We start from the raw sequence: 21,561 nt of genomic DNA, 5'->3' as shown, positions 1-21,561 counted from the left end.
CCCGGCCGGCGGCCTCGGGCCCGTCCCCGGCGACGACGAGCGTGCGCGGGCCGTCGGCGATCGGTGCGGCCGCGGCGGGCGCGGACGCGCCGGCGGTCCACGGCGCGCCACCGTCCCGGCCGGCCCACGGGCCCGCCAGCGGGCCGGGCTCCTCCTCGGGCAGCAGCGGGTCGCGGAAGGGCAGGTCCAGCTGCACCGGCCCGGGGTCGCCGGACAGGACGCCGGTGGCCGCGAGCAGCGCCCGGGACACCACCGAGCGCCAGTAGCGGTTCTGCGCGGCCTCGCGGCCGGCCTCGGGCACGCCGACGTCGGCCGCCCAGCGCACCGCGCCGCCGTAGAGGCCCGGCTGCTCGATCGTCTGGTTGGCGCCGGTGCCGCGCAGCTCCGGCGGCCGGTCGGCGGTCAGCGCCAGCAGCGGCACCCCGCTGACGTCGGCCTCGAGGACGGCGGCGTGCAGGTGCGCGGTCGCCGTCCCGGAGGTGGTGAGCACCGGCACCGGCCGGCCGGACGCGCGGGCCAGGCCCAGGGCGAGGAAGGACGCCGTGCGCTCGTCGATGCGCACGTGCAGCCGCAGGACGCCGGCTCGCTCGGCGGCGGCCAGCGCCAGGGCGACCGGCGCCGAGCGGGAGCCGGGCGCGACGACGGCGTCGCGGACGCCGCCGCGGACCAGCTCGTCGACCAGCACGCGGGCCAGCGCGGTGGAGGGGTTCACGCGGCCAGCACCGCGCCCAGCCGCTCCGTCCAGCGGGCGGTGACGTCGCCCGGCGCGGTCACGGCGTCCAGCCGGCCGGGGTCGGGCCGGGTCACCGGCAGTGCGCCGTCCACCGGCAGCAGCGGGGCGTCGGTGACGTCGCCGTCCAGGAGGGCGACCGTGGCCAGGCCGCAGGCGAAGGGCAGCTCGGGCAGCGCGGCGGCCAGCGCGACCCCCGCGGCGATGCCCACCGAGGACTCCAGCGCGGAGGAGACCACGCACGGCAGCCCGTGCGCCTCGGCCACGCGCAGCGCGGCCCGCACGCCGCCGAGCGGCTGCACCTTGAGGACGACGACGTCGCCGGCCTCCCGCAGGTCGACGCCCAGCGGGTCGTCGGCGCGGCGCACGCCCTCGTCGACGGCGACCCGGACGTCGACCCGGCGGCGCAGCGCGGCGAGCTCGGCCAGCGTCGCGCAGGGCTGCTCGACGTACTCCAGACCCACCCGGTCCAGCTCCCGGATGCGGGCGACGGCGGTGTCGACGTCCCAGGCGGCGTTGGCGTCGACCCGCAGCGCACCGGACGGGCCGAGCGCGTCGCGGACGGCCTCCACGCGGGCGAGGTCGTCACCGGCGGTCTGGCCCGGCTCGGCCACCTTCACCTTCGCCGTCCGGCAGCCCGACGCGGTCACGATCGCGTGCGCCCGCTCGGGGCCCACCGCGGGGACGGTCGCGTTGACCGGCACCGCGTCGCGCACCGGCGCGGGCCAGCCCTGCAGCGCGGCCTCGGCGGCGGCCGACCACCAGCGGCGGCTCTCCCGCACGCCGTAGTCCCAGAACGGGGAGAACTCGCCCCAGCCGGCCGGGCCGTGCACGAGCACGCCGTCGCGGACGTCGATGCCGCGGAAGCGGGTGCGCATCGGCACCGACCACACCGCCAGCCGGTCGATCCCCTCGGGGAGGCCGGCGGGGGTGATCACGCCCGCAAGCCTATGTCGCGCGCGACGTACCCTCGGGACCCGTGATCCGGCAGCTGACCGTCCTCCCCGCGCCGGACTCCCCCGACGCCGTCCTCGGCACCGTGCTGCCCGCCGTCCGCGCCTGCCTGGAGGGCGCCGCGCCGCTCGCCGTCCTCCCGGCCGGGCCGCCCGCGGCGGCCGCGCGGGAGGTCCTCGCGCCGGACGAGCCGCTCGAGGACGGCGCCGACCTCGTCGTCGTCACCTCCGGGTCGACCGGCGGCCCGCGCGGCGTGCTGCTGCCGGCCGCGGCGCTGCGGGCCTCGGCGACGGCGACCCTCGACCGGCTCGGCGGCCCGGGCGCCTGGCTGCTCGCGCTGCCGGTGTCGGCGATCGCCGGGCTGCAGGTGCTGGTGCGGTCGGTGCTCGGCGGCACGGCGCCCACCGTGCTCGCGCCCGGGGAGGACCTGGCCGCGGCGGTGGCGCGGATGTCCGCCGGCCGGCGGTACACCGCGCTGGTGCCCACCCAGCTGCGCCGGTACCTGGAGCGCGAGCCGGCGGCGCTGCGCGCGTTCGACGCGGTGCTCGTCGGTGGCGCGGCCACCGACCCGGGGCTGCTGGCGCGCGCCCGCGAGGCCGGCGTCGCGGTGGTGACCACCTACGGCACGACCGAGACCGCGGGCGGGTGCGTCTACGACGGCGTCCCGCTCGACGGCGTCCGGGTGCGCGCGGACGACGAGGGGATCGCGATCGCCGGACCGGTGCTGGCGCTCGGCTACCGCCGCGACCCGGAGAGCACCGCGGCTGCGTTCGCCGGCGGGGAGTTCCGCACCCGCGACGCCGGCAGCGTCGGCCCCGACGGGCGGCTGACGGTGGCCGGGCGGCTCGACGACGTCGTCGTCACCGGCGGGGTGAACGTGGCCCCGCAGGCGGTCGAGGGGGCGCTGCGCGAGCACCCCGCCGTCGCCGACGCCGTGGTCTTCGGCCGGCCCGACGACGAGTGGGGGCAGCGGGTGGTGGCCGCCGTCGTCCCGGCGCCGGGCGCCGCACCCGACCTCGCGGCCCTGCGGCCGTGGGTGGCCGAGCGGCTGGGCGGCCCGTCCGCGCCGCGCGAGCTGCACCTGATCGGGTCGGTGCCGACGCTGCACACCGGCAAGCCCGACCGCCGCGGCGTGGCAGCCGCCCTGGGTGGAGGGGTCCGTTGATGGCGACGCCCGCGCAGTGGGTGGCCGGCGCCCGGCCCCGCACCCTGCCGGCCGCGCTCGCCCCGGTGCTCGTGGGCACCGGCGCCGCGGCCGCGCTCGACGGCTTCCGGCTCGTGCCCGCGCTGCTGGCGCTGCTCGTGGCCCTGGCGCTGCAGGTGGCGGTCAACTACGCCAACGACTACTCCGACGGCAGGCGCGGCACCGACGCCGTCCGGGTCGGGCCGATGCGGCTGGTCGGCTCGGGCGCGGCCTCGCCCCGCGCGGTGCTGATGGCGGCGCTGCTGTCCTTCGCCGTCGCGGGGGTCGCGGGGCTGGTGCTGGCGGCGCTGTCGAGCTGGTGGCTGGTCGCGGTCGGCGCGGTGTGCATCGCCGCGGCCTGGACCTACACCGGCGGCCCGCTGCCCTACGGCTACCGGGCGCTCGGCGAGGTGTTCGTCTTCGTGTTCTTCGGCCTGGTCGCCGTCGCCGGGACGACGTTCGTGCAGACCGGGCGGGTCGAGGGGCTGGCGCTGGCCGCCGCGGTGCCGATCGGGCTGCTGTCGGTGGCGCTGCTGGTGGTCAACAACCTGCGCGACGTCGAGGGCGACGCGCGGGTGGGCAAGCGCACGCTCGCGGTGCTGCTCGGCGACCGCGCGACCCGGCGGTTCTACGTCGGCCTGCTCGCGGTCGCGTTCGCCGTCGTCGTGGCGATCGGGGTGGGCCGGCCGTGGGCGCTGCTCGCGCTGGCCGCCGCGCCGCTGGCCGTGCCGCCGTCGCGGGTGGTGCTCTCCGGCGGCCGCGGGCCGGCGCTGATCGCCGCGCTGCAGGCCACCGGCCTGCTCACCCTGGCCACCGGCGTGCTGCTCGGCGCCGGGCTCGCCCTGTCGGGCTGAGGCGGGCTCAGGCGGCGGCGTCGCCCGACAGCCGGGCGCGCAGCTGCTCCTTGCGGGTGCGGCGGGCGACGCTGCGGGCGGCCAGGCCCTCGGTCAGCTTGTCGCGGACCGGGCGCAGCAGCACCAGCGCCACCGGCATCGACAGCAGCAGGCCGAACAGCAGCGCCGGGAAGCCGGGCAGACCGACCAGCCAGATGAGCGCGACGAGCGCGGCGGCGATGACCAGCCGGCCGAGCGTGTAGAGCAGCAGCCACGGCGCGATCCGCGGCGGGGTCGCGGGACCGCCGGTGGGCGCGCCCGGGGTGGTGCTCTCGGCCATGCTGCTGTCCTCCTGCGTGCTGTCGGGCGTCATCCCGTCCGGCCCTCCCACTTCGTGGAGAGCACGACGGTCGTGCGGGTGCGGGCGACGCCCTCGATCCTGTTCAACGCGTTGATGGCGGCCTCGAGTGCCGGGATGTCGGTCACCCGGACCTTGAGCACGTAGCCCTCGCTGCCGGCGACCCGCCAGCAGTCCTCGACCTCGGGCATCGCCCGCAGCGCCGCCTCCACGCCGGTGTCGTCGACGGCGTCGCTCTCGATGACGCCGATCAGCGCGGTGACGTCGAGCCCGAGGGCGGCCGGGTCGACGACGGCGCGGTAGCCGAGGACCACGCCGGAGGCCTCCAGCTTGCCCACGCGCTCGTGCACGGCCGGCGCGGAGAGCCCGACCTGCCGGGCCAGCTCGGCGATGCTGGCGCGGCCGTTGGCGCGCAGCAGGTCGATCAGCTGCCGGTCGACGGCGTCGATGGGGGGCTCCGTCCAGGTCGTGTGCGGACGCGGTCGCGGCCCGCTCCCCGAGTATCCCCGCGCTCGTACATTGGGTGGCAGGGACGTTCCTGGAGAGGGGAGGCCGGGTGCCGGTCGTGCTGCTGCTGGTGGCGGTGCTCGTGGTGGTGCTCGTGGTCCGGGCGACGGCGGTCGCCGGGAGCGAGCTGCGCCGGGAGCGGCCTGCCCGTCGTCCGCGGCCCTCCCGCGCGTCGCGCCCGGTCGCCCCCGACGACGACCCGGAGTTCCTCCGCGAGCTCGGCCGCCGCGTCCGCCGCGACGACGGCTCCCCCGCCTAGCCGGACCGCAGGCCGAGGACCGCCCCGGCCAGCCGTCGGCCCTGCCGCGGGGTCCCGCCCCTGAGCCTGCGAGGGGTGGGGGGCAGCGGGGTCCTTCAGGCCGCGCGGCCGCCGAACAGACGGCGCCAGCCGCGCGGGCCCGGCGGCTCCGGGTCCCCGTCCGGCGCGGTCCCGGGCACGGCGGGGACGACGTCGATGCGCGCGGTGGCCTCGGGGCCCTCGGTCGCGTCGGTCCCGGCCGCCGCGCCGGCGTCGTCGGCCCGGTCCAGCGAGCCCGGCCAGCCGAGCCCGCCGCCGGTGGTGGTGTCCCCCGGCCAGCCCAGGTCGCCCTCGGTCCCCTGGGCGGTGGCGCCGGGCGCGTGCCGGGTCGCCGGGGTGCCGGTGGCCAGCGCGGCCGCCACGATCGGGTCGGTGCCGGCGCCGTCGGCGGCTGCGTGTCTACCCACGGCGTCCCCCCGCGCGTGCAGTCATGCGCCCATCGCAACACGCCGGGCCGGGAACCCGCGCCCGGACCCCCTCACGGGAGTGAGGGGTGGGGCGGGTGGGGCGGACGGGACGCAGGTCAGTCGACACCGCCGTAGCTGTGCAACCCGGACGACACCATGTTCACGTACAGCAGGTTGAAGACCATGACGCCCAGGCCGACCACGTTGACCCACGCCGCGGGGCGGCCCCGCCAGCCCGCCGTCGTCCGGGCGTGCAGGTAGGCGGCGTAGACCACCCAGGCGATGAAGGCCCACGTCTCCTTGGGGTCCCAGCCCCAGAACCGGCCCCAGGCGCTCTCGGCCCAGATGGCGCCGGCGATGACCGCGAAGGTCCAGATCGGGAAGCCGAAGATCGCCGTGCGGTGCGCGACCCGGTCCAGCGTGGCGGCCGAGGGGATGCGCGCCACCAGCCGCGACGACGACGGGTCGCCGCCGCGGGCCTCGAACCGGCCGCGGACCAGGTAGAGCACGCTGGCGATGCCGCTGACGAAGAAGACGCCGAAGCCGAGGATCGCCGTCGTCACGTGCACGGCCAGCCAGCTCGACCGCAGCGCCGCCACGAGCGGGGCGCTCTCGACGTAGAGGAACAGCCCGATGGCGACCAGGCTGACCACGACCGGGGCGAGGACGAACAGGCCCAGGTGCCGCAGGGCCGGTGAGCGGACGGCGAGGACGAGGAAGGCCACGACGGCGACCAGCACGACCGCGACGGCGAACTCGTACATGTTGCCCCAGGGCAGCCGGTCGACGGCCAGGCCGCGGGCGACGAGCACGCCGGCGTGGGTGAGCGCCCCCAGGGCGGTGAGCAGCATCGCCACCAGGCCCCAGCGGCGCACCGCCGGCGGGTCGTCCGTGCCGGCCGGGGCCGCCTCGGGGGCCACCGGCTCGTCGACCGGGGCGCCGGCGCCGACCAGCGCGCGGGCGCGGGCGGGCCGGCGGCCGAAGGCCAGCTGGGCGGCGAAGGCGACGACGGCGAGCGAGTACAGGCCGACGCTGACGGAGAACAGGGTGTCCGACAGTCCGGACAGCTGGTCGGCGGTCACGCGGGTGTGCCTCCGGTCTCGGGTGCGCCCCCGGACGGGGCACGGGTCGCGGCGCGGGCGGCGAGGGCCGCCCGCAGGTCGTCGGTCAACGCCGTGAAGCGCGGTGCGCTGTCGCCGCTGCCTCGAGTCAGTCCACCGACCTCGAGCACGGTACCGCCGTCGGCGGAGGGCCCGGTGGCGCGGGCGAAGACCCGCTCCCGGCGCAGCAGCAGCATCCCGAGCAGGCCGGCCAGCACCGCGATCGCCGCGGCGAGCACCCACACCTGACCCGGGTCGTGCGAGAACTGCAGGGCGGCGAACTCCTTGTAACCGGTGAAGGTCACCGTCGTCCCGTCGGGCAGGGTCAGCGACTCCCCGACCGACAGGTTGCCCCGGCCGACCTCGGTGAGCCGGCCGCGCTCGATCTGCGAGGCGTCGAGCGAGTAGACCGACTGCGGCAGGCCGGAGTCCAGGCCGAGGTAGCCCTCGTAGGCCACGACCGCCACCTGCGGCGCCAGCGGGCGCGGGTCGATCGAGGTGAGGACCCCGCCCTGCGTCAGGCCGGTCGGCGCGAAGAAGCCCTCCAGCGCGAACTGGTCCTCGGTGCCCGCGCCGAGGTCGGGCAGCTTGAGCGCGCCCTGGCTGCCCATCATCCGCTGGTCGCTGGGGAGGAACGGCGCCGAGACGTCGTCGATGCTGAACCCGTCGGGCCGGGTCACGGTGAACGTCGGGCTGAACCCGTGGCCGGTGACGTAGACCCGGTCGCCGTCGACCCGCAGGGGGTCGTTGACGCCGATCGTCGTCGGCCGGCCCTCCTCGCCGGGGGCGCCGTAGGTGATGTCGGCGGTGAACGAGGAGGCGGTGAGGTCCTGCTCGTAGGTGGCGCGGAAGTCGTCGAGCCCGACGCAGATCGGCGTCAGGTCGCTGCCCTCCACCAGCGCGCCGGAGGAGTGGGTGTCGTACTGCTGGAACGAGTTGCAGAACCGCTGGCCCTCGGTGACCAGGATGCTGCCCTCGTAGCCCCACAGCTTGCCGCCGGCCAGCGCCAGCAGCAGGCCGACCAGCGCCAGGTGGAAGACCAGGTTGCCGGTCTCCTTGAGCAGGCCCTTCTCGGCCGACAGCTCGGCCACGCCGTCCCGCTCGCGGCGCACCACGCGGTAGCGGCGGACCCGCAGCTCCTCCTCGACGACGTCGAGGGCGCCGGCGGCCGGCAGCGCGGTGGGCAGCGCGGCGGCGTCGGGGAGCCGGGTCAGCCGCCGGGGCGCGGGCGGCGGCGGGGTGCGCAGCGCGCGGGCGTGCTCGAGCGCGCGCGGCAGCACGCAGCCGATGAGCGAGACGAACAGCAGCAGGTACACCGCGGCGAACCACGGCGAGCCGAACACGTCGAACAGGTAGAGCCGGTCGAGCAGCGGCGCGAGCGTCGGGTGGTCGGCGAAGTACTGCGTGACGTTGCTCTGCGACAGCGACCGCTGCGGCAGCAGCGAGCCGGGGATGGCGGCCAGCGCCAGCAGGAACAGCAGCACGATCGCCGTGCGCATGGCGGTGAGCCGGCGCCACTGGCGCAGCAGGAACCCGCCGGCGCGGCGGAGCCCGGAGGGCGGGGCCGGCGGCGGGGGCGCGGCGGCCGGGCGGGGCGGGGCGGTGGTCGTCACAGTGGCGCGGACTCCCCCAGCCCGGTGACGGCCAGCCAGGACCGCAGCCAGCCCATCATCTCGGTCCACGCGCCGGTGACCAGGAGCAGGCCGACCAGCACCAGCACCGCGCCGCCGAAGCGGGTGACCCCGCGGGCGTGCCGGCGCAGGAACGTCGTCGCCCCGACCGCCCACCGGGCGCCGAGCGCGACCAGCACGAACGGCACGCCCAGGCCCAGGCAGTAGGCGACCGACAGCAGCGCGCCGCGGCCGGCGGTGGCCTCGGTGTAGGCCAGCGAGTAGACCGCCGACAGCGTCGGGCCCAGGCACGGCGTCCAGCCCAGCCCGAAGACGACGCCGAGCAGCGGGGCGCCGGCCAGCCCGGCCGCGGGGCGCACCGACAGCCGGGCGGTGCGCTGCAGGAACGGCAGCCAGCCGAGGAAGCCCAGGCCGACCACGACGACGACCGCGCCCATCACCCGGGTGATGACGTCGTCGTACTGGACCAGCAGCCGGCCCAGCCCGCCGAACGCCGCGCCGGCGGCGACGAACACGACGGTGAAGCCGAGGACGAACAGCAGCGCGCCGAGCACCATCCGCCCGCGCGGGGTGCGCTCGTCGGCGCGGACGGCGGTGGCGGTGGCCCCCGGGCCGGCGGGGACGGGCGCGGGCGCGGGGCGGGCGCCGGTGCCGACGAGCCCGGTGACGTAGGACAGGTAGCCCGGCACCAGCGGCAGCACGCAGGGCGAGGCGAAGCTGACCAGCCCGGCCAGCGCGGCGACGACGGCGGCCACCAGCAGCGGGCCGTCGGTCACGAGCTCACGCACGCCGTCCACTCAGCTCTCCTCCCCGAGCAGCCGGTCGAGGACGGCGCGCAGGTCCTCCTGCGACACCTCGCCCGTGTACACGGCGGCGACCCGGCCGTCCCGGTCCAGCACGATCGTGGACGGGATCGCGTTCGCCGGGTAGTCCCGGAAGGCCAGCGCGACCTCGCCGGCGGGGTCGTACAGCGAGGGGAACTCGATGCCCTGGCTGTCGACGAACGCCTGCGCGAACTGCTCGTCGGCCTCCTTGACGTTGAGGCCCAGGAAGGCCACGCCCCGGTCGCGGACGTCGGCGTAGACCTCCTGGAACGCCGGCGTCTCCACCCGGCAGGGCGCGCACCAGGAGCCCCAGAAGTTGAGGACGGCGACCTGCCCGGCCAGCTCGTCGGAGGTCCAGTCACCACCGCCGACCAGGGTGCCGCCGAACGCGGGCGCGGAGTCCCGCTCCCCCTCGGGGATCACCTCGCCGGCCGGGGTGGCCGCGACGAAGCGGAACTCGCCGCCGTTGCTGACGTCGACGGCGTCGGAGCCCGTGGAGCAGCCGGCCAGCAGGGCGGCCGACGCCAGCAGGGCGGTCAGGGCGCGCCTCCCGGGGACCCCGCGGGAGCGTGGGGCGCCGGCGGAGCGCTGTCGTGGAGCGGTCATGCCCCGGGCACCGCGTCGGGGTCGGTGGCCCCGGCCGGCTCGGCGTAGGTGATGCCGACGACCCGGTCGCCCTCGTAGGTCACCGACGTGACGCTGGCCAGCCCGCACTGCCGCCGGCGCGGGTCGTGCACGTACCGCTTCCCCTCCAGGTGCAGCCGCAGCGTCCAGATGGGCAGCTGGTGGCTGACGCAGACGGCGGCGGCGCCCCGGGCGGCGTCGCGGGCGGCCTCGACGGCGAGCAGCATCCGCGCGGCGATCTCGACGTAGGGCTCGCCCCACGAGGGCCGCACCGGGTTGCGCAGCTTCCACCAGTCCCGCGGCCGGCGCACCAGCCCCTGACCGCCGGCCACCGGCATCCCCTCGAAGGCGTTGCCGGCCTCGATGAGCCGCTCGTCGACGGCGACCGGCAGGCCCAGCGTCTCGGCGACCGGCGCGGCGGTCTGCCGCGCCCGCTCCAGCGGGCTGGAGACCAGGTGCGTGACGCCGCGACCGACGAGCCACTCGGCGGCGCGGCGGGCCATCGCCTCGCCGGCCTCCGACAGCCGGTAGCCGGGCAGCCGGCCGTAGAGCACCTTCCCGGGGTTGTGGACCTCCCCGTGCCGGAGCAGGTGGACGACGGTCGTCTCCATCAGGGCTGCAGCTCCTGGGCGTCCTTCGCGTCCTCGTCGGACGGGGCGTCGGCGGGGTCGGCGGCCGCGGCGGCGCGGGCGGCGGCGGGCAGCGCGTCGAGCACCCGCTCCACGGCCTCGTCGTCGAGCGCGGCGCTGACGAACCAGGCCTCGAACGCCGACGGCGGCAGGTACACGCCCCGGGCGAGCATCTCGTGGAAGAACGCGCGGTGGGCGGCGGTGTCCTGGGTGCGGGCGTCGTCGTAGTCGCGCACCCGGCGCTCGTCGGGGACGAAGAAGACCGAGAACATCGACCCGGCCTGCTGCACCCGGTGCGGGACGCCGGCGGCGAACAGGGCCGCGCTGGCCGCGCCGCGCAGGGTGACCGCGACCCGGTCGCAGCGGGCGTAGACGTCGTCGGTGCAGTGCCGCAGCGTGGTGAGCCCGGCGGCGACGGCGACCGGGTTCCCCGACAGCGTGCCCGCCTGGTACACCGGCCCGGTCGGGGCCAGCTGCTCCATCAGGTCGGCGCGCCCGCCGAAGGCCGCGGCCGGCAGCCCGCCGCCCATGACCTTGCCGAAGGTGAACAGGTCGGCGTCGACGGGGTCGAGGCCGTACCAGCCCGAGCGGGACACCCGGAAGCCGGTCATGACCTCGTCGAGCAGCAGCAGCGCGCCGTGCTCGGTGGTGATCCGGCGCAGCTGCGCGTTGAAGCCGTCCAGCGGCGGGACGACGCCCATGTTGCCCGGCGCCGCCTCGGAGACCACGACGGCGATGTCGGACCCGCGCTCGGCGAAGACGGCCTCGACGGCGGCGACGTCGTTGTAGGGCAGCACGATCGTGTCGGCGGCCGCGCCGGTGGTGACGCCGGGGGTGTCGGGCAGGCCGAGGGTGGCGACGCCGGACCCGGCCGAGGCCAGCAGCGCGTCGACGTGGCCGTGGTAGTTGCCGGCGAACTTGACCACCAGCGGCCGGCCGGTGGCGCCGCGGGCCAGGCGCAGCGCGGACAGCACCGCCTCCGTGCCGGAGTTGACCAGCCGCACCCGCTCGACCGGGCGCACGCGGGCGATGATCTCCTCGGCGAGCTCGAGCTCGCCCTCGGTGGGCGCGCCGAAGGACAGCCCGCGGCGGGCGGCGGCGGTCACCGCCTCGACGACGGCCGGGTGCGCGTGGCCGAGGAGCATCGGCCCCCACGACGCGACGAGGTCGACGTAGCGGCGGCCGTCGGCGTCGGTCAGCCAGGGGCCCTGGGCCTGCGCGATGAACCGCGGGGTGCCGCCGACGGCGCGGAAGGCGCGCACCGGCGAGTTCACCCCGCCCGGGGTCACGCGCTGCCCGCGGGCGAACAGGTCGGCGGAGACCGGTGCGTCGTAGTCGTACCGGGTCGTGTCCAGCGAGGTCACGGCCCCAGTGTCCCCCCGCCCCCCGGACGCCCGTCGGGGGTGTCGGGGCCGGCGCCGTGTGACGTCGGGCTCCCCGGCGGGGCGCCGCCCGGGACCGCGGCCAGCAGCGCGCCGGCGAGCGCCGCGGGGTCGCGGGTGGGCACGAGCACGGTCCGCCCGTCGGTCAGCCGCAGCGGCAGCCCGGTGCGCCCGCGCGGCACCGACCACCCGCCGCCCAGGACGGGGGCGCCGGCGTCCACGCCGGCCGTCCCCTCGCGCACGGCCCGCAGGTGGGCGGCGTCGACGTCGGTCAGCGGCACCCGCTCGCGGCCCACCGACAGCGCGCCGTCGGGACCGCCGCCGTCGACCCGCACCGTCCACACCCGCCGGGCCGCCGTGCAGCCGAAGGCGACGGTGCCGAGCACCGCGACGACGGCGAGCACCCACAGCAGCGGCGGCACGTCCGGGCCGGGCAGCGCCAGGTCCAGGACGGCGAGGAGCCCGAGGACCCCGGCGACCAGCCAGAACGGCCGCCAGGAGCCCCCGGGCTCGACGTAGCCCATCAGCGGAGCAGGCGCGCGGCCTCGACCGCCCAGTAGGTGAGCACCTGGCCGGCGCCGGCCCGCCGGATGGCGGTGATCGTCTCGAGGATCGCCCGCTCGCGGTCGATCCAGCCGTTGGCCGCGGCCGCCTCGACCATCGCGTACTCGCCGGACACCTGGTAGGCGCTGACCGGGACGTCGACGGCGTCGGCGACCCGGGCCACGACGTCCAGGTAGGGCAGCGCCGGCTTGACCATGACGGCGTCGGCGCCCTCGGCGAGGTCCTGCGCCACCTCGCGCAGCGCCTCGTCGGCGTTGGGCGGGTCCATCTGGTAGGTCGAGCGGTCGCCGAACTGCGGCGCGCCCTCGGCCGCCTCGCGGAACGGCCCGTAGAAGCCCGAGGCGTACTTGGCGGCGTAGGCGAGGATCGGCGTCTCGGTGAACGCGGCGCCGTCCAGGGCCCGGCGGATCGCCGCGACCTGCCCGTCCATCATCCCGCTGGGGGCGATGACGTGGGCGCCGGCCTGCGCCTGCGCGATCGCCACGGCGGCGTACCGGTCCAGCGTCGGGTCGTTGTCCACGACGCCGGCCGGGGTGACCAGGCCGCAGTGCCCGTGCGAGGTGTACTCGCACAGGCACAGGTCGGCCACGAGCACCAGCTCGTCGCCGAGGTCGGCGCGCAGCTGGCGCAGCGCCACGTTGACGATCCCGTCGGCGGCGTCGGCCTGCGAGCCGGCCTCGTCCTTCTCGGCGGGGATGCCGAAGAGGATCAGCCCGCCGATGCCGGCGTCGGCCGCCTCGTGCGCGGCCTTCCGCAGCGAGTCCAGCGTGTGCTGCACGACGCCGGGCATCGCGCCGATCGGCTGCGGCCGGTCGATGCCCTCCTTGACGAACACCGGCAGCACCAGGTCGGCCGGGGCCACCCGGGTCTGCGCGGTGAGCCGCCGCAGCGCGGGCGTCGACCGCAGCCGGCGCCCGCGCGCGAAGCCCGGGTTCGACCCGCCCTGCGGGGAGGTCACTCGCCCTCACCCTCCCGCCGCGCCTCGGCGTACTCGGCCAGCGCGTCGACCAGCGGGAGCACCGCGGCGGTCTCGGGCTGGACGTCGACCCGCAGGCCGAACTCCTGCGCGGTGGCCGCGGTGGCGGGGCCGATGACGGCGACGACGGTCTTCGCGTGCGGCTTGCCGGCGATGCCGACCAGGTTGCGCACGGTGCTCGAGGAGGTGAAGCACACCGCGTCGAAGCCGCCGCCCTTGATCGCCTCGCGGACCGCGGCGGCCGGCGGGGCGGCGCGCACGGTGCGGTAGGCGGTCACGTCGTCGATCTCCCAGCCGCGCTCCTGCAGGCCCGCGGCGAGGGTCTCGGTGGCGATGTCGGCGCGGGGCAGCAGCACCCGGTTGATCGGGTCCAGCACGTCGTCGTACTCGGGGAAGTCGGCCAGCAGGCCCTCGCTGGACTGCTGCCCGGTGGGCACCAGCTCCGGCACGATGCCGAACGCGCGGACCGCCTCGGCGGTCTGCTCGCCGACGCAGGCGACCTTCACGCCGGCGAAGGCGCGGGCGTCGAGGCCCAGCTCGGCGAACTTCTCCCGGACCGCGCGCACCGCGTTGGCCGAGGTGAACACGATCCAGCCGTAGCGGCCGGTGACCAGGCCCTTGATGGCGCGGTCCATCTGCGCGGGGCTGCGCGGCGGCTCGACGGCGATGGTCGGCACCTCGACCGGCACCGCGCCGTAGGCCCGCAGCCGGTCGCTCATCTCGCCGGCCTGGTCCTTGGTGCGCGGCACCAGCACCCGCCAGCCGAACAGCGGGCGGCTCTCCCACCAGGAGAGCTTGCCGCGCTTGTCGACGGCGGCGCCGACGGTGGCCACGACCGGCCCGCTGACGCCGCCGAGGTCGGCGGTCTTCTCGGCGACGGCCGACAGCTTGGCGGTCACGCTCTTCTGGCCGGTGCCCGAGCCGCCGGTGGTGACGACGACCGGCGTGCTGCCGGACAGGCCGCCCTCGACCAGCCGCGCGGCGGCGTCGGGCAGCTGCTCGGCGCCGCCCTGCAGCACCACCGGGGCGCCGAGGGCGTGCGCGGCCCCGGCCAGCGCGGGCAGGTCGACGTCGCTGTGGCGCAGGTCGGCGGTCAGCGAGGTGCCGCCGAGCGCGACGCCGGCGAAGGCCGGGACCGCGGTGGCGGGGGCGACGCCGGGGACGACGTCGAAGGGCACGGAGGTGCGGCCGACGGCGAGCACCTCCTTGACCACGGCGTCGGAGGTGAACGGGTCGCCGGCGACCAGCCGGACGACGACGTCGCCGGTCTTCGCGGCCGCGACGGCGGCCTTGGCGACGTCGGCCGGCTCGCCGCTCACGACGGTCGGCTCGACGCCGGGGCGGCCGGCGCGCACGGCGTCGAGGAGGGCGGCGGGCACGTCGGGGTCGACGTGCAGCACCGCGGCCTCGGCGATCGCGGCCGTGGCCCGGGCGGTGAGCATGCCGGGGTCACCGGGGCCGGCGCCGACGAAGACGACGCGGCCGGGGGTCTTGCGGAAGCGCGTCATCACGAGCTCCTGGTCCTTGTTGGTGTCGAGGCCCTGGGGAGGGCGTGGGTGGGGGTCTGGGGTGCCGGAGCGGTCTGCCCGGCGGGGGGACGGCGCCCGGGGCTCACCGGGCGGCCGCCACGAGCTCCGCGGCGCCGCGGTCGAGCAGGTCGGCGGCGAGGTCGCGGCCCAGCCGCCCGGCCTCGCCGACCGGCCCGGTGACCGAGCCGCGGACGCCGTCGCTGCCGTCGATCGCGGTGACCGAGGCACGCAGGTACAGCTCGGCGCCGTCCTCGCCCTCGGCCAGCTCCGCGTAGGCGGCCACCGGGGCGCTGCAGCCGGCCTCGAGCGCGGCCAGCGTGGTGCGCTCGGCGAGCACGCAGGCACGGGTGCCGGCGTCGTCGAGGGGAGCGAGCAGCTGCAGCGTCCGCTCGTCGTCCGCCCGGCACTCGACGGCCAGGGCGCCCTGCGCCGGGGCGGGCAGCACCTGCAGCGGGTCGAGGGTCTCGGTGACCGCGGCCAGCCGGCCCAGGCGGGCGAGCCCGGCGCGGGCGAGCACGACGGCGTCGAGGTCGCCCGGGACGACGCGGGCCATCCGGGTGTCGACGTTGCCGCGGATCGGTACGACCTCCAGGCCCAGGCCGAGCGCGCGCAGCTGGGCGACCCGCCGCGGGGCGCCGGTGCCGACGCGGGCGCCGGCCGGCAGCTCGCCGAGGGTCAGGCGGTCGCGGGCGACCAGCGCGTCGCGGGGGTCCTCCCGCGGCGGGACGGCGGCCAGCACCAGCCCGGGCTCGGGCGCGGTGGGCAGGTCCTTGTAGCTGTGCACCGCGACGTCGACGGTGCCCTCGAGCAGCGCCCTGCGGATCGCGGTGACGAAGACGCCGGTGCCGCCGAGCTGGGCGATGGCCGCGGCCGACCGGTCGCCCTCGGTGCTGATGTGCACCAGCTCCACCGGCACGCCGCTGGCCGCGGTGATCGCGTCGGCGACGGTCTGCGACTGGGTGCGGGCGAGCTGGCTGGCGCGGGTGCCCAGGCGCAGCGTGCGGGTGGCGGTGCCGGTCGGCGGCGCGGTCACGCCACACCGCCGGGGCGCAGGTCGTCGGGGTCGACGGTGACCGCCTCGGCCAGCCGGGTGCCGTCCTCGGGCACCTCCGTGTCGATGCCGAGGCCGAACAGCGCCCGCAGCGCGTCGGCGTAGTCGACGCCGCCGGGGGTGGCGGCCAGCTCCTTGACCCGCACGGTCGGCTCGTGCAGCAGCTTGTCGACCACCCGCCGCACGGTGCGGGCGATCTCGCCGCGGGCGCGGGCGTCGAGGTCGGGCAGCCGGGTGGACAGGCGCAGCAGCTCGGCGTCGACGACCTCGGCGGCCTGGCTGCGCAGCGCGGACACGGTCGGGGCGACGGCGGCGGCCTGCCGCTCGGCGCGCAGCAGCGCGGTCCCGGCCTCGATGAGCGCGTGCGCGGCGGAGACGTCGTCGGCGGCGACCGGGCCGGTGCCCCCGGCGGCCGAGCGCTCGCCCTGCAGCAGCGCCAGGTCGACCAGGTGCACGCCGGGCAGCGCGGCCACGCCCGGGTCGACGTCGCGGGGCAGGGCCAGGTCGACGACGGCCAGCGGACGGCCGTCCCGGTCGGCCATGGCGCCGGCGACGACGTCGGTGCCCACCACCAGGCCGGTGGCGCCGGTGCAGGTGACCACGACGTCGGCGTCGGCGATCGCCGCGCGCAGGTCGGTGAGCTCGGCGGTGCCGCCGTCGACCGCGGCGGCCAGGCGGGCGGCCGACTCCGGCGAGCGGCTGGCGACGGTGACCAGCGCGCCGCGGCGGGACAGCGTGGTGGCGGCCAGCGCGCCCATCGACCCGGCGCCGACCACCAGCGTCGGGCGGCCGGCCAGCGGGCCGACCCGCTGCTCGGCGTGGTCGAGGGAGACGGTGACCAGGTTGGCGCCCGCGCGGTCGATGCCGGTCTCGGAGTGCACCCGCTTGCCCACCCGCAGGGCGTGCTGGGCGACCGGGTGCAGCGAGCGGCCGACCGTCCCCTCCTCCTGGGCGAGGGCGTAGGCGGCGCGCAGCTGGCCGAGGACCTGGGTCTCGCCGACCACCATGGAGTCCAGGCCCGCGGCCACGGTGAACAGGTGGGCGACGGCCTGGTCCTCGTAGTGGACGGTGACGTAGGGCGAGAGCTCCTCGACGGAGGCGCCGGCCTGGCGGGCCAGCACCCGGCTGACCTCGGCGACGCCGCCGTGGAAGCGGTCGACCTCGGCGAAGACCTCGACCCGGTTGCAGGTGGCCAGCACGAGCGCCTCGCTGACGTGGTCGCTCTCGACCAGCTCGTGCAGCGCCTTGACCCTGTCGTCCGCGCTCATCGCGACCTGCTCGAGCAGCGCGACCGGCGCGGTCTGGTGGCTGATGCCGACGGCGAGCAGGCTCATGCCATCCCCCCGGCGGGGGCGAGCCCGGTGCCGAGCGCCGTTCCCGGGAGGGCGCCCCGCTGCTTGTCGAGGAACGCGAGGACCTGCAGCTCGACGGAGAGGTCGACCTGGCGGACGCCGACCCCGGCGGGTGCGGTGAGCGCCACCGGCGCGAAGTTCAAGATGCTCCTCACCCCGGCCCTGGTCAGCCGGTCGCAGACCCGCTGCGCCACCTCCGCCGGTGTCGCGATGACCCCGATCGTCGCCCGCGTGGCGGCGACGACCTCGTCGAGCTCTTCCATCGGCCGGACCGGCAGGTCGCCGATCCGCTGCCCCACCCGGGCCGGCGAGGCGTCGAACAGGCCGACGAACTCGAAGCCGCGGTTGCCGAAGCCCCCGTAGCCGGCCAGCGCCGACCCCAGGTTCCCGATCCCGACGAGGACGCACGCGTGCGCGGTCTCCATCCCGAGCACGGCCGCGATGCGGTCGCGCAGGGTGGCCACGTCGTAACCGACCCCGCGCACGCCGCACGGGCCGAGGTGGGAGAGGTCCTTGCGCAGCCCGGCGGGGTTGACGCCGGCCGCCGAGGCCAGCTCGCCGGAGGAGACGGTGCCGCGGCCGCTGTCGGCGAGTCCGGTGAGCACCCGCAGGTACACGGCCAGCCGGGCGACGGTGGCCTCCGGGATCCGGGGCCGCGACTGCATCACGGGCCTACTCCACAGCGGTCGCGCCCGGGCGCCGGCGGGAGCCTGCGTGGGCGGACGACATCGGGGATCCGGGCGGTACGCCCACCCGGCGACAGCCACGGTAACCGCTTGTGAACGCAGGAACAAAGTCCCGGGGACGCCCTCGGGCCCCGGGCCAGCGCGGATGCCCGCGGCTGTGTTCGAGACCATACCCGCCCGGGGGTCTTCCGACCCTCGTGACGGCCCCGTCCCGGGTCCCGCCCCGAGCCTGCGAGGGGTGGGGAGGACGGGGTCCTCATGCGATGCCGAGGTCGCGGCGCAGCCGGGGGACGTCGACGGTGAAGTAGGAGTGCTCCCGGCCGTCGAGCAGCACCACCGGCACCCGGTCGCCGTACTCGGCCTGCAGCTCCGGGTCGGCGTCGACGTCGACCTCGCGGGTGGTGACCCCGGCCTCCCCGGCGATCCGCGCGAGCGTCTCGGCCGCGGTCACGCACAGGTGGCAGCCGGCCCGGGTCAGCAGCTCCAGCCGCACGGGGGTCTCGGTCACAGGACACCTCCTGCGGGGCGGCGGCGGTCCCCCCGGCGGGGTACCGGGACGTACCGCACGGCCGGCCGACGTGGACGGTTCGCAGTGATGTTGTCACCATGTGAGAGGACCCGCAGGACAGCGGGACACCGCCGAGCCGGGAGGACCCCCGTCGGGCGAGCCGTCACGGCTCGGCGGGCCGACGAGGAGGTCGACGTCCCGCATGCCGCAGTCGCGCCCGGTGGACGAGCGGTCGTCCGCCGTCCCGGCGGGGCGGCGGCCCGGTCCCCGCCCCCGCCCGACGCCGTACCCGCGCGCCAGCGTGGAGGCCGCACCGGCGGAGCCGGACGCCGTCGTCGACGCCGAGGCCGTCGCTCCGGAGGCCGTCGCTCCGGAGGCCGTCGCTCCCGACGGGGCCGCCCCCGGGACCGTGGTGGAGCCGCCCGAGGAGGACGAGGAGGCGCTCGCCGAGGAGCTGGCGGCACTCGAGGAGGACCTGCCCGACGACCGGGTCGACGTCTGGGACCTCGTCCGGCAGGCGCAGGCCGGCGACGCCGAGGCGTTCGGCCGGCTCTACGACCACTACGTGACACTGGTCCACCGGTACGTGCTGCACCGGATGGGCGACCGCGCCCAGGCCGAGGACTTCACCAGCGAGACCTTCGTCCGCGCGCTGCGGCGCATCGACTCGCTGTCCTTCCAGGGCCGCGACGTCGGCGCGTGGCTGGTGACGATCGCCCGCAACATCATCCGCGACCACGTGAAGAGCAGCCGGTTCCGGCTGGAGGTCACCACCGCGGACATGCGCGACGCCGACCAGGCCACCGACGGTCCCGAGGACGCCGTCGTCTCGCGGCTGACCAACGAGCAGCTGCTGGCGTGCATCCGCCAGCTGGGCAGCGAGCAGCAGGAGTGCATCTCGCTGCGGTTCCTCCAGGGGCTGTCGGTGTCGGAGACCGCGGCGGTCATGGGCAAGAAGGACGGCGCGGTCAAGGCGCTGCAGCACCGGGCGGTGCGGCGGCTGGCCGGCCTGCTGCCGGAGGGGCTCCGGTGACCCGCGGGACCCCGGGCGGGGGACGCGGCGTTGTTACCCGCGGGTACGCCGTAACGGCCCCTGACCTGCGTCGTTGCTCCCGTCGACCGAGCCCCGACCGACAGACCGGAGGACCCAGGTGAGCGCCGAGCACGACGCCGCGGGAGCATCCCGCCGTGCGTCCGCGCGGCAGCGGGAGGCGGCCCTCGAGGACCGGCTCCGCGCGCTCGCCGTGGACCTCGACGACGAGCCCGCGCCCGACTTCCGCGCGGCCACCCGCGCCCGGCTGGTGGCGATGGCCGCCGTCCGCTCGCCGGAGCCGGCGCCGGAGCCGGAGCCACGCCGGGGTCTGTCCCGGCTGCGGGCCGCCCGGCCGGCACCCGGCCGCCCGGCGTGGCGGTCCCGGCTGACCGCCGGGGTCGCCGGTGCGGCGCTGGCGGTCACCGCGCTCGGGTCCCTGGTCGCGCTGTCCACCGACGCCGAACCCGGCGACGCGCTCTACGCCCTGAAGCGGGGCACCGAGCAGACCCAGCTCGCGCTGGCCGGCGACGAGCGCGGCCTGACGCTGCTGGAGTTCGCCACCACCCGGCTGCAGGAGCTCGGCGACCTGGTCGAGGACGGCGTGGCCACGCCGCCGGCCGACCTGGTCGTCGACACCCTCGCCACCATGGACGCCCAGACCACCGAGGGCGCCGCCCTGGTGCTCACCCAGGCCGTCGCCGGCCGCGATGCCGCTCCCCTGGCGGTGCTCGCCGGCTGGGCCGAGGACCAGGGCTCCGGCCTCGCCGGCCTGCAGGACGCGCTGCCCGCGGACGCCGGCACCGCCGCCACCCGCTCGCTCGAGGTGGTCTCGGAGGTCGGCACCCGCGCCGCGGAGCTGCGCACCGCGCTCGACTGCCCCGCCGGCCCCGCCGTCTCCGGCGCCGACCGGTTCGGCCCGCTGCCCGTCGCCTGCGGGGCCACCCCGGCCCCGCCGACGGCCGGCTCGGGGACCACGGCGCCCGCACCGGCCGGCCCCGGCGCCCCGACCCCCGACCAGCCGGCCGCGCCGTCGACGCAGCCGGCCCCGCCGACGGCCGGCTCGGGGACCACGGCGCCCTCGAGCGCGGCGCCCGCGCCGTCGACCGGCAGCGGCCCGGCGGCGCCGACCGGCTCCGGGGGCGGGAGCGTCCCGACCGGCGGCACCGCGCCGACGACGGCCCCGCCCGTGCCCGGCGGGGGCCTGCCCCTGCCGCCGCTCCCGCTGCCCGGGGGCGGCGGTCAGCCGTCCGCGCCGTCGACCACCACGCCGCCCCCGGTCCTGGACACCCCGCTGCCGATCTGCCTCTGGCCGATCATCTGCTGAGGCCCCGGTCCGGGTCGGGGGCCCCGGCGGGCGGCCGATAGGGTCGGTCGGGTACCGCCCCAGGGCGGAGGGACCACCCCAGGGGAGGGAGCCCGTGCCGGGTCTGCCGTTCCGCGGCCGCCGCAGGCAGGACGGCGGGGCGCCGTCCGAGGAGGAGATCCGCGCGCACGTCGCCGGCGCGGCGTCCGCGGCCGCCGCGGAGGTCGAGCCGGTCCCGGCCGTGGTGGCCGACCGCACCGCCGCCGCGTTCTTCGACGTCGACAACACGATGATGATGGGCGCCTCGCTGTTCTGGTTCGCCCGCGGCCTGGCCTCGCGGAAGTACCTGACCTCCCGCGACATCGCCCGCTTCGCGTGGCAGCAGGCCAAGTTCCGGGTCGCGGGCAACGAGAGCGCCGGCGACATGCACACCATCCGCGAGACCGCGCTGGCCTTCGTCGCCGGCCGCGAGGTCGCCGAGATCGTCGACGCCGGCGAGGAGATCTACGACGAGCTCATGGCCGACCGGATCTGGTCGGGCACCCGCAACCTCGCCCAGCAGCACCTCGACGCCGGCCAGCGGGTGTGGCTGGTCACTGCGACACCGGTGGAGCTGGCCCGGATCATCGCCCACCGGCTGGGGCTCACCGGCGCGCTGGGCACGGTCGCCGAGGTGGTCGACGGCCGCTACACCGGCCGGCTGGTCGGCGAGCTCATGCACGGCGAGGCCAAGGCGGAGGCGGTGCGGGCGCTGGCCGAGCGGGAGGGCCTGGACCTCGCCCGCTGCACCGCCTACAGCGACTCGGCCAACGACCTGCCGATGCTCACCCTGACCGGGACGGCGGTGGCGGTGAACCCCGACACCGAGCTGCGCGCGGTCGCCCGCTCCCGCGACTGGACCGTCCGCGACTTCCGCACCGGCCGGAAGGCCGCCCGCATCGGCGTCCCCACGGTCGCGGCCGCGGCGGTCACCGGCGGCGTCGTCGGCGGCGCGGTCGCCCTCCGCCGCCGACGGGCCTGAGGAGGCGGCCCGGAGGGTCCCCGGCGAGGGCCCGGGAGCCGCCCTGCGAGGTGCTGCGAGGACGTGGGGGCCGAGGGC

24 protein-coding genes are annotated in these 21,561 nt (G+C 77.5%); 6 read left to right on the top strand and 18 right to left on the bottom strand.

Going from position 1 to position 21,561, the window contains the following annotated elements; all coding sequences use genetic code 11:
- Both ACFO3M_RS09875 and ACFO3M_RS09870 read right to left on the bottom strand, forming a co-directional pair.
- The coding region (locus ACFO3M_RS09875) for a thiamine pyrophosphate-binding protein (RefSeq protein WP_387988409.1) at positions 1–712 on the bottom strand (712 nt) is incomplete at its 3' end.
- Complete coding sequence (locus tag ACFO3M_RS09870; protein WP_387988408.1) at positions 709–1,668, bottom strand: o-succinylbenzoate synthase; 960 nt, start codon at positions 1,666–1,668, stop codon at positions 709–711. The genes ACFO3M_RS09875 and ACFO3M_RS09870, both read right to left, overlap by 4 nt.
- Before the next feature lie 41 nt (positions 1,669–1,709).
- Here ACFO3M_RS09870 and menE point away from each other — a divergent pair, with 41 nt between their 5' ends.
- Positions 1,710–2,849, top strand: a complete 1,140-nt coding sequence (gene menE / locus ACFO3M_RS09865; protein ID WP_387988407.1) for an o-succinylbenzoate--CoA ligase — start codon at positions 1,710–1,712, stop codon at positions 2,847–2,849.
- The gene (locus ACFO3M_RS09860) at positions 2,849–3,721 is read left to right on the top strand and encodes a 1,4-dihydroxy-2-naphthoate polyprenyltransferase (RefSeq protein ID WP_387988406.1); all 873 of its coding nucleotides are present in this window, start codon (positions 2,849–2,851) and stop codon (positions 3,719–3,721) included. The genes menE and ACFO3M_RS09860 overlap by 1 nt, the downstream gene beginning before the upstream one ends.
- A 7-nt stretch (positions 3,722–3,728) precedes the next feature.
- Here the strand turns inward: ACFO3M_RS09860 and ACFO3M_RS09855 are convergent, their stop codons facing one another.
- Together ACFO3M_RS09855 and ACFO3M_RS09850 are read right to left on the bottom strand one after the other, a co-directional pair.
- On the bottom strand, positions 3,729–4,040 hold the full coding sequence (locus tag ACFO3M_RS09855; RefSeq protein WP_387988405.1) for a DUF4229 domain-containing protein: 312 nt from the start codon (positions 4,038–4,040) through the stop codon (positions 3,729–3,731).
- 29 nt (positions 4,041–4,069) lie between these two features.
- Positions 4,070–4,507 (bottom strand): Lrp/AsnC family transcriptional regulator, encoded by a 438-nt coding sequence (locus ACFO3M_RS09850; RefSeq protein ID WP_387988414.1) that lies wholly within the window; start codon positions 4,505–4,507, stop codon positions 4,070–4,072.
- A 107-nt stretch (positions 4,508–4,614) separates the two neighbouring features.
- Here ACFO3M_RS09850 and ACFO3M_RS09845 point away from each other — a divergent pair, with 107 nt between their 5' ends.
- Positions 4,615–4,824 carry a hypothetical protein gene (locus ACFO3M_RS09845; RefSeq protein WP_387988404.1) on the top strand — a complete coding sequence of 70 codons (210 nt, stop codon included), beginning with the start codon at positions 4,615–4,617 and terminating at the stop codon, positions 4,822–4,824.
- A 95-nt stretch (positions 4,825–4,919) separates the two neighbouring features.
- Here the strand turns inward: ACFO3M_RS09845 and ACFO3M_RS09840 are convergent, their stop codons facing one another.
- The 14 genes from ACFO3M_RS09840 to ACFO3M_RS09775 all read right to left on the bottom strand — a co-directional run bounded on the left by ACFO3M_RS09840 (position 4,920) and on the right by ACFO3M_RS09775 (position 18,126).
- Positions 4,920–5,270 carry a hypothetical protein gene (locus tag ACFO3M_RS09840; RefSeq protein ID WP_387988403.1) on the bottom strand — a complete coding sequence of 117 codons (351 nt, stop codon included), beginning with the start codon at positions 5,268–5,270 and terminating at the stop codon, positions 4,920–4,922.
- 116 nt (positions 5,271–5,386) lie between these two features.
- On the bottom strand, positions 5,387–6,352 hold the full coding sequence (gene ccsB / locus ACFO3M_RS09835) for a c-type cytochrome biogenesis protein CcsB (RefSeq protein ID WP_387988402.1): 966 nt from the start codon (positions 6,350–6,352) through the stop codon (positions 5,387–5,389).
- A complete protein-coding gene (gene resB / locus ACFO3M_RS09830; protein ID WP_387988401.1) occupies positions 6,349–7,983 on the bottom strand; it encodes a cytochrome c biogenesis protein ResB in 1,635 nt (544 codons plus the stop codon). Before resB ends, ccsB begins: the two co-directional genes overlap by 4 nt.
- The gene (locus tag ACFO3M_RS09825; RefSeq protein WP_387988400.1) at positions 7,980–8,798 is read right to left on the bottom strand and encodes a cytochrome c biogenesis CcdA family protein; all 819 of its coding nucleotides are present in this window, start codon (positions 8,796–8,798) and stop codon (positions 7,980–7,982) included. The genes resB and ACFO3M_RS09825 overlap by 4 nt, the downstream gene beginning before the upstream one ends.
- The gene (locus ACFO3M_RS09820) at positions 8,799–9,431 is read right to left on the bottom strand and encodes a TlpA family protein disulfide reductase (protein ID WP_387988399.1); all 633 of its coding nucleotides are present in this window, start codon (positions 9,429–9,431) and stop codon (positions 8,799–8,801) included.
- Positions 9,428–10,060, bottom strand: coding sequence for a histidine phosphatase family protein (locus ACFO3M_RS09815; RefSeq protein ID WP_387988398.1), 633 nt, complete (start codon positions 10,058–10,060; stop codon positions 9,428–9,430). The genes ACFO3M_RS09820 and ACFO3M_RS09815 overlap by 4 nt, the downstream gene beginning before the upstream one ends.
- Positions 10,060–11,442, bottom strand: coding sequence for a glutamate-1-semialdehyde 2,1-aminomutase (gene hemL, locus ACFO3M_RS09810; RefSeq protein WP_387988397.1), 1,383 nt, complete (start codon positions 11,440–11,442; stop codon positions 10,060–10,062). The genes ACFO3M_RS09815 and hemL overlap by 1 nt, the downstream gene beginning before the upstream one ends.
- Positions 11,439–11,984 (bottom strand): hypothetical protein, encoded by a 546-nt coding sequence (locus ACFO3M_RS09805; protein WP_387988396.1) that lies wholly within the window; start codon positions 11,982–11,984, stop codon positions 11,439–11,441. Before ACFO3M_RS09805 ends, hemL begins: the two co-directional genes overlap by 4 nt.
- The gene (gene hemB, locus ACFO3M_RS09800) at positions 11,984–12,982 is read right to left on the bottom strand and encodes a porphobilinogen synthase (protein WP_387988395.1); all 999 of its coding nucleotides are present in this window, start codon (positions 12,980–12,982) and stop codon (positions 11,984–11,986) included. Before hemB ends, ACFO3M_RS09805 begins: the two co-directional genes overlap by 1 nt.
- The gene (locus tag ACFO3M_RS09795) at positions 12,979–14,508 is read right to left on the bottom strand and encodes a uroporphyrinogen-III synthase (protein WP_387988394.1); all 1,530 of its coding nucleotides are present in this window, start codon (positions 14,506–14,508) and stop codon (positions 12,979–12,981) included. The genes hemB and ACFO3M_RS09795 overlap by 4 nt, the downstream gene beginning before the upstream one ends.
- A 103-nt stretch (positions 14,509–14,611) precedes the next feature.
- Positions 14,612–15,562: a hydroxymethylbilane synthase gene (hemC, locus tag ACFO3M_RS09790; protein WP_387988393.1), complete on the bottom strand. Its 951-nt coding sequence runs from the start codon at positions 15,560–15,562 to the stop codon at positions 14,612–14,614.
- Positions 15,559–16,914 (bottom strand): glutamyl-tRNA reductase, encoded by a 1,356-nt coding sequence (locus ACFO3M_RS09785; RefSeq protein ID WP_387988392.1) that lies wholly within the window; start codon positions 16,912–16,914, stop codon positions 15,559–15,561. Before ACFO3M_RS09785 ends, hemC begins: the two co-directional genes overlap by 4 nt.
- On the bottom strand, positions 16,911–17,597 hold the full coding sequence (locus ACFO3M_RS09780) for a redox-sensing transcriptional repressor Rex (RefSeq protein WP_387988391.1): 687 nt from the start codon (positions 17,595–17,597) through the stop codon (positions 16,911–16,913). Before ACFO3M_RS09780 ends, ACFO3M_RS09785 begins: the two co-directional genes overlap by 4 nt.
- Positions 17,598–17,874: 277 nt before the next feature.
- Positions 17,875–18,126: a glutaredoxin family protein gene (locus ACFO3M_RS09775; protein ID WP_387988390.1), complete on the bottom strand. Its 252-nt coding sequence runs from the start codon at positions 18,124–18,126 to the stop codon at positions 17,875–17,877.
- Between the two features lie 202 nt (positions 18,127–18,328).
- On the opposite strand from ACFO3M_RS09775, the gene ACFO3M_RS09770 reads away from it, so the two are divergent.
- The 3 genes from ACFO3M_RS09770 to ACFO3M_RS09760 all read left to right on the top strand — a co-directional run bounded on the left by ACFO3M_RS09770 (position 18,329) and on the right by ACFO3M_RS09760 (position 21,483).
- Complete coding sequence (locus ACFO3M_RS09770; RefSeq protein WP_387988389.1) at positions 18,329–19,159, top strand: sigma-70 family RNA polymerase sigma factor; 831 nt, start codon at positions 18,329–18,331, stop codon at positions 19,157–19,159.
- A gap of 118 nt (positions 19,160–19,277) precedes the next feature.
- Entirely contained in the window at positions 19,278–20,483 is a 1,206-nt protein-coding gene (locus ACFO3M_RS09765; RefSeq protein WP_387988388.1) for a DUF5667 domain-containing protein, read from the top strand.
- A gap of 94 nt (positions 20,484–20,577) precedes the next feature.
- The gene (locus tag ACFO3M_RS09760) at positions 20,578–21,483 is read left to right on the top strand and encodes an HAD family hydrolase (protein WP_387988387.1); all 906 of its coding nucleotides are present in this window, start codon (positions 20,578–20,580) and stop codon (positions 21,481–21,483) included.
- Positions 21,484–21,561 lie beyond the last annotated feature (78 nt).

Origin of the sequence: Geodermatophilus arenarius (genome assembly GCF_042654585.1) — a bacterium.
Lineage (GTDB): Bacteria > Actinomycetota > Actinomycetes > Mycobacteriales > Geodermatophilaceae > Geodermatophilus > Geodermatophilus arenarius.
This window is presented reverse-complemented; position numbering and strand designations above follow the sequence as displayed.

Bases quoted from the DNA above. Each gene is read 5' to 3' on its own strand.
- ACFO3M_RS09860 (WP_387988406.1), top strand. From the start codon at position 2,849: ATGGCGACGCCCGCGCAGTGGGTGGCCGGCGCCCGGCCCCGCACCCTG.
- ACFO3M_RS09855 (WP_387988405.1), bottom strand. From the start codon at position 4,040: ATGGCCGAGAGCACCACCCCGGGCGCGCCCACCGGCGGTCCCGCGACC.
- ACFO3M_RS09820 (WP_387988399.1), bottom strand. From the start codon at position 9,431: ATGACCGCTCCACGACAGCGCTCCGCCGGCGCCCCACGCTCCCGCGGG.
- ACFO3M_RS09815 (WP_387988398.1), bottom strand. From the start codon at position 10,060: ATGGAGACGACCGTCGTCCACCTGCTCCGGCACGGGGAGGTCCACAAC.
- ACFO3M_RS09805 (WP_387988396.1), bottom strand. From the start codon at position 11,984: ATGGGCTACGTCGAGCCCGGGGGCTCCTGGCGGCCGTTCTGGCTGGTC.
- ACFO3M_RS09795 (WP_387988394.1), bottom strand. From the start codon at position 14,508: ATGACGCGCTTCCGCAAGACCCCCGGCCGCGTCGTCTTCGTCGGCGCC.
- ACFO3M_RS09785 (WP_387988392.1), bottom strand. From the start codon at position 16,914: ATGAGCCTGCTCGCCGTCGGCATCAGCCACCAGACCGCGCCGGTCGCG.
- ACFO3M_RS09780 (WP_387988391.1), bottom strand. From the start codon at position 17,597: ATGCAGTCGCGGCCCCGGATCCCGGAGGCCACCGTCGCCCGGCTGGCC.
- ACFO3M_RS09770 (WP_387988389.1), top strand. From the start codon at position 18,329: ATGCCGCAGTCGCGCCCGGTGGACGAGCGGTCGTCCGCCGTCCCGGCG.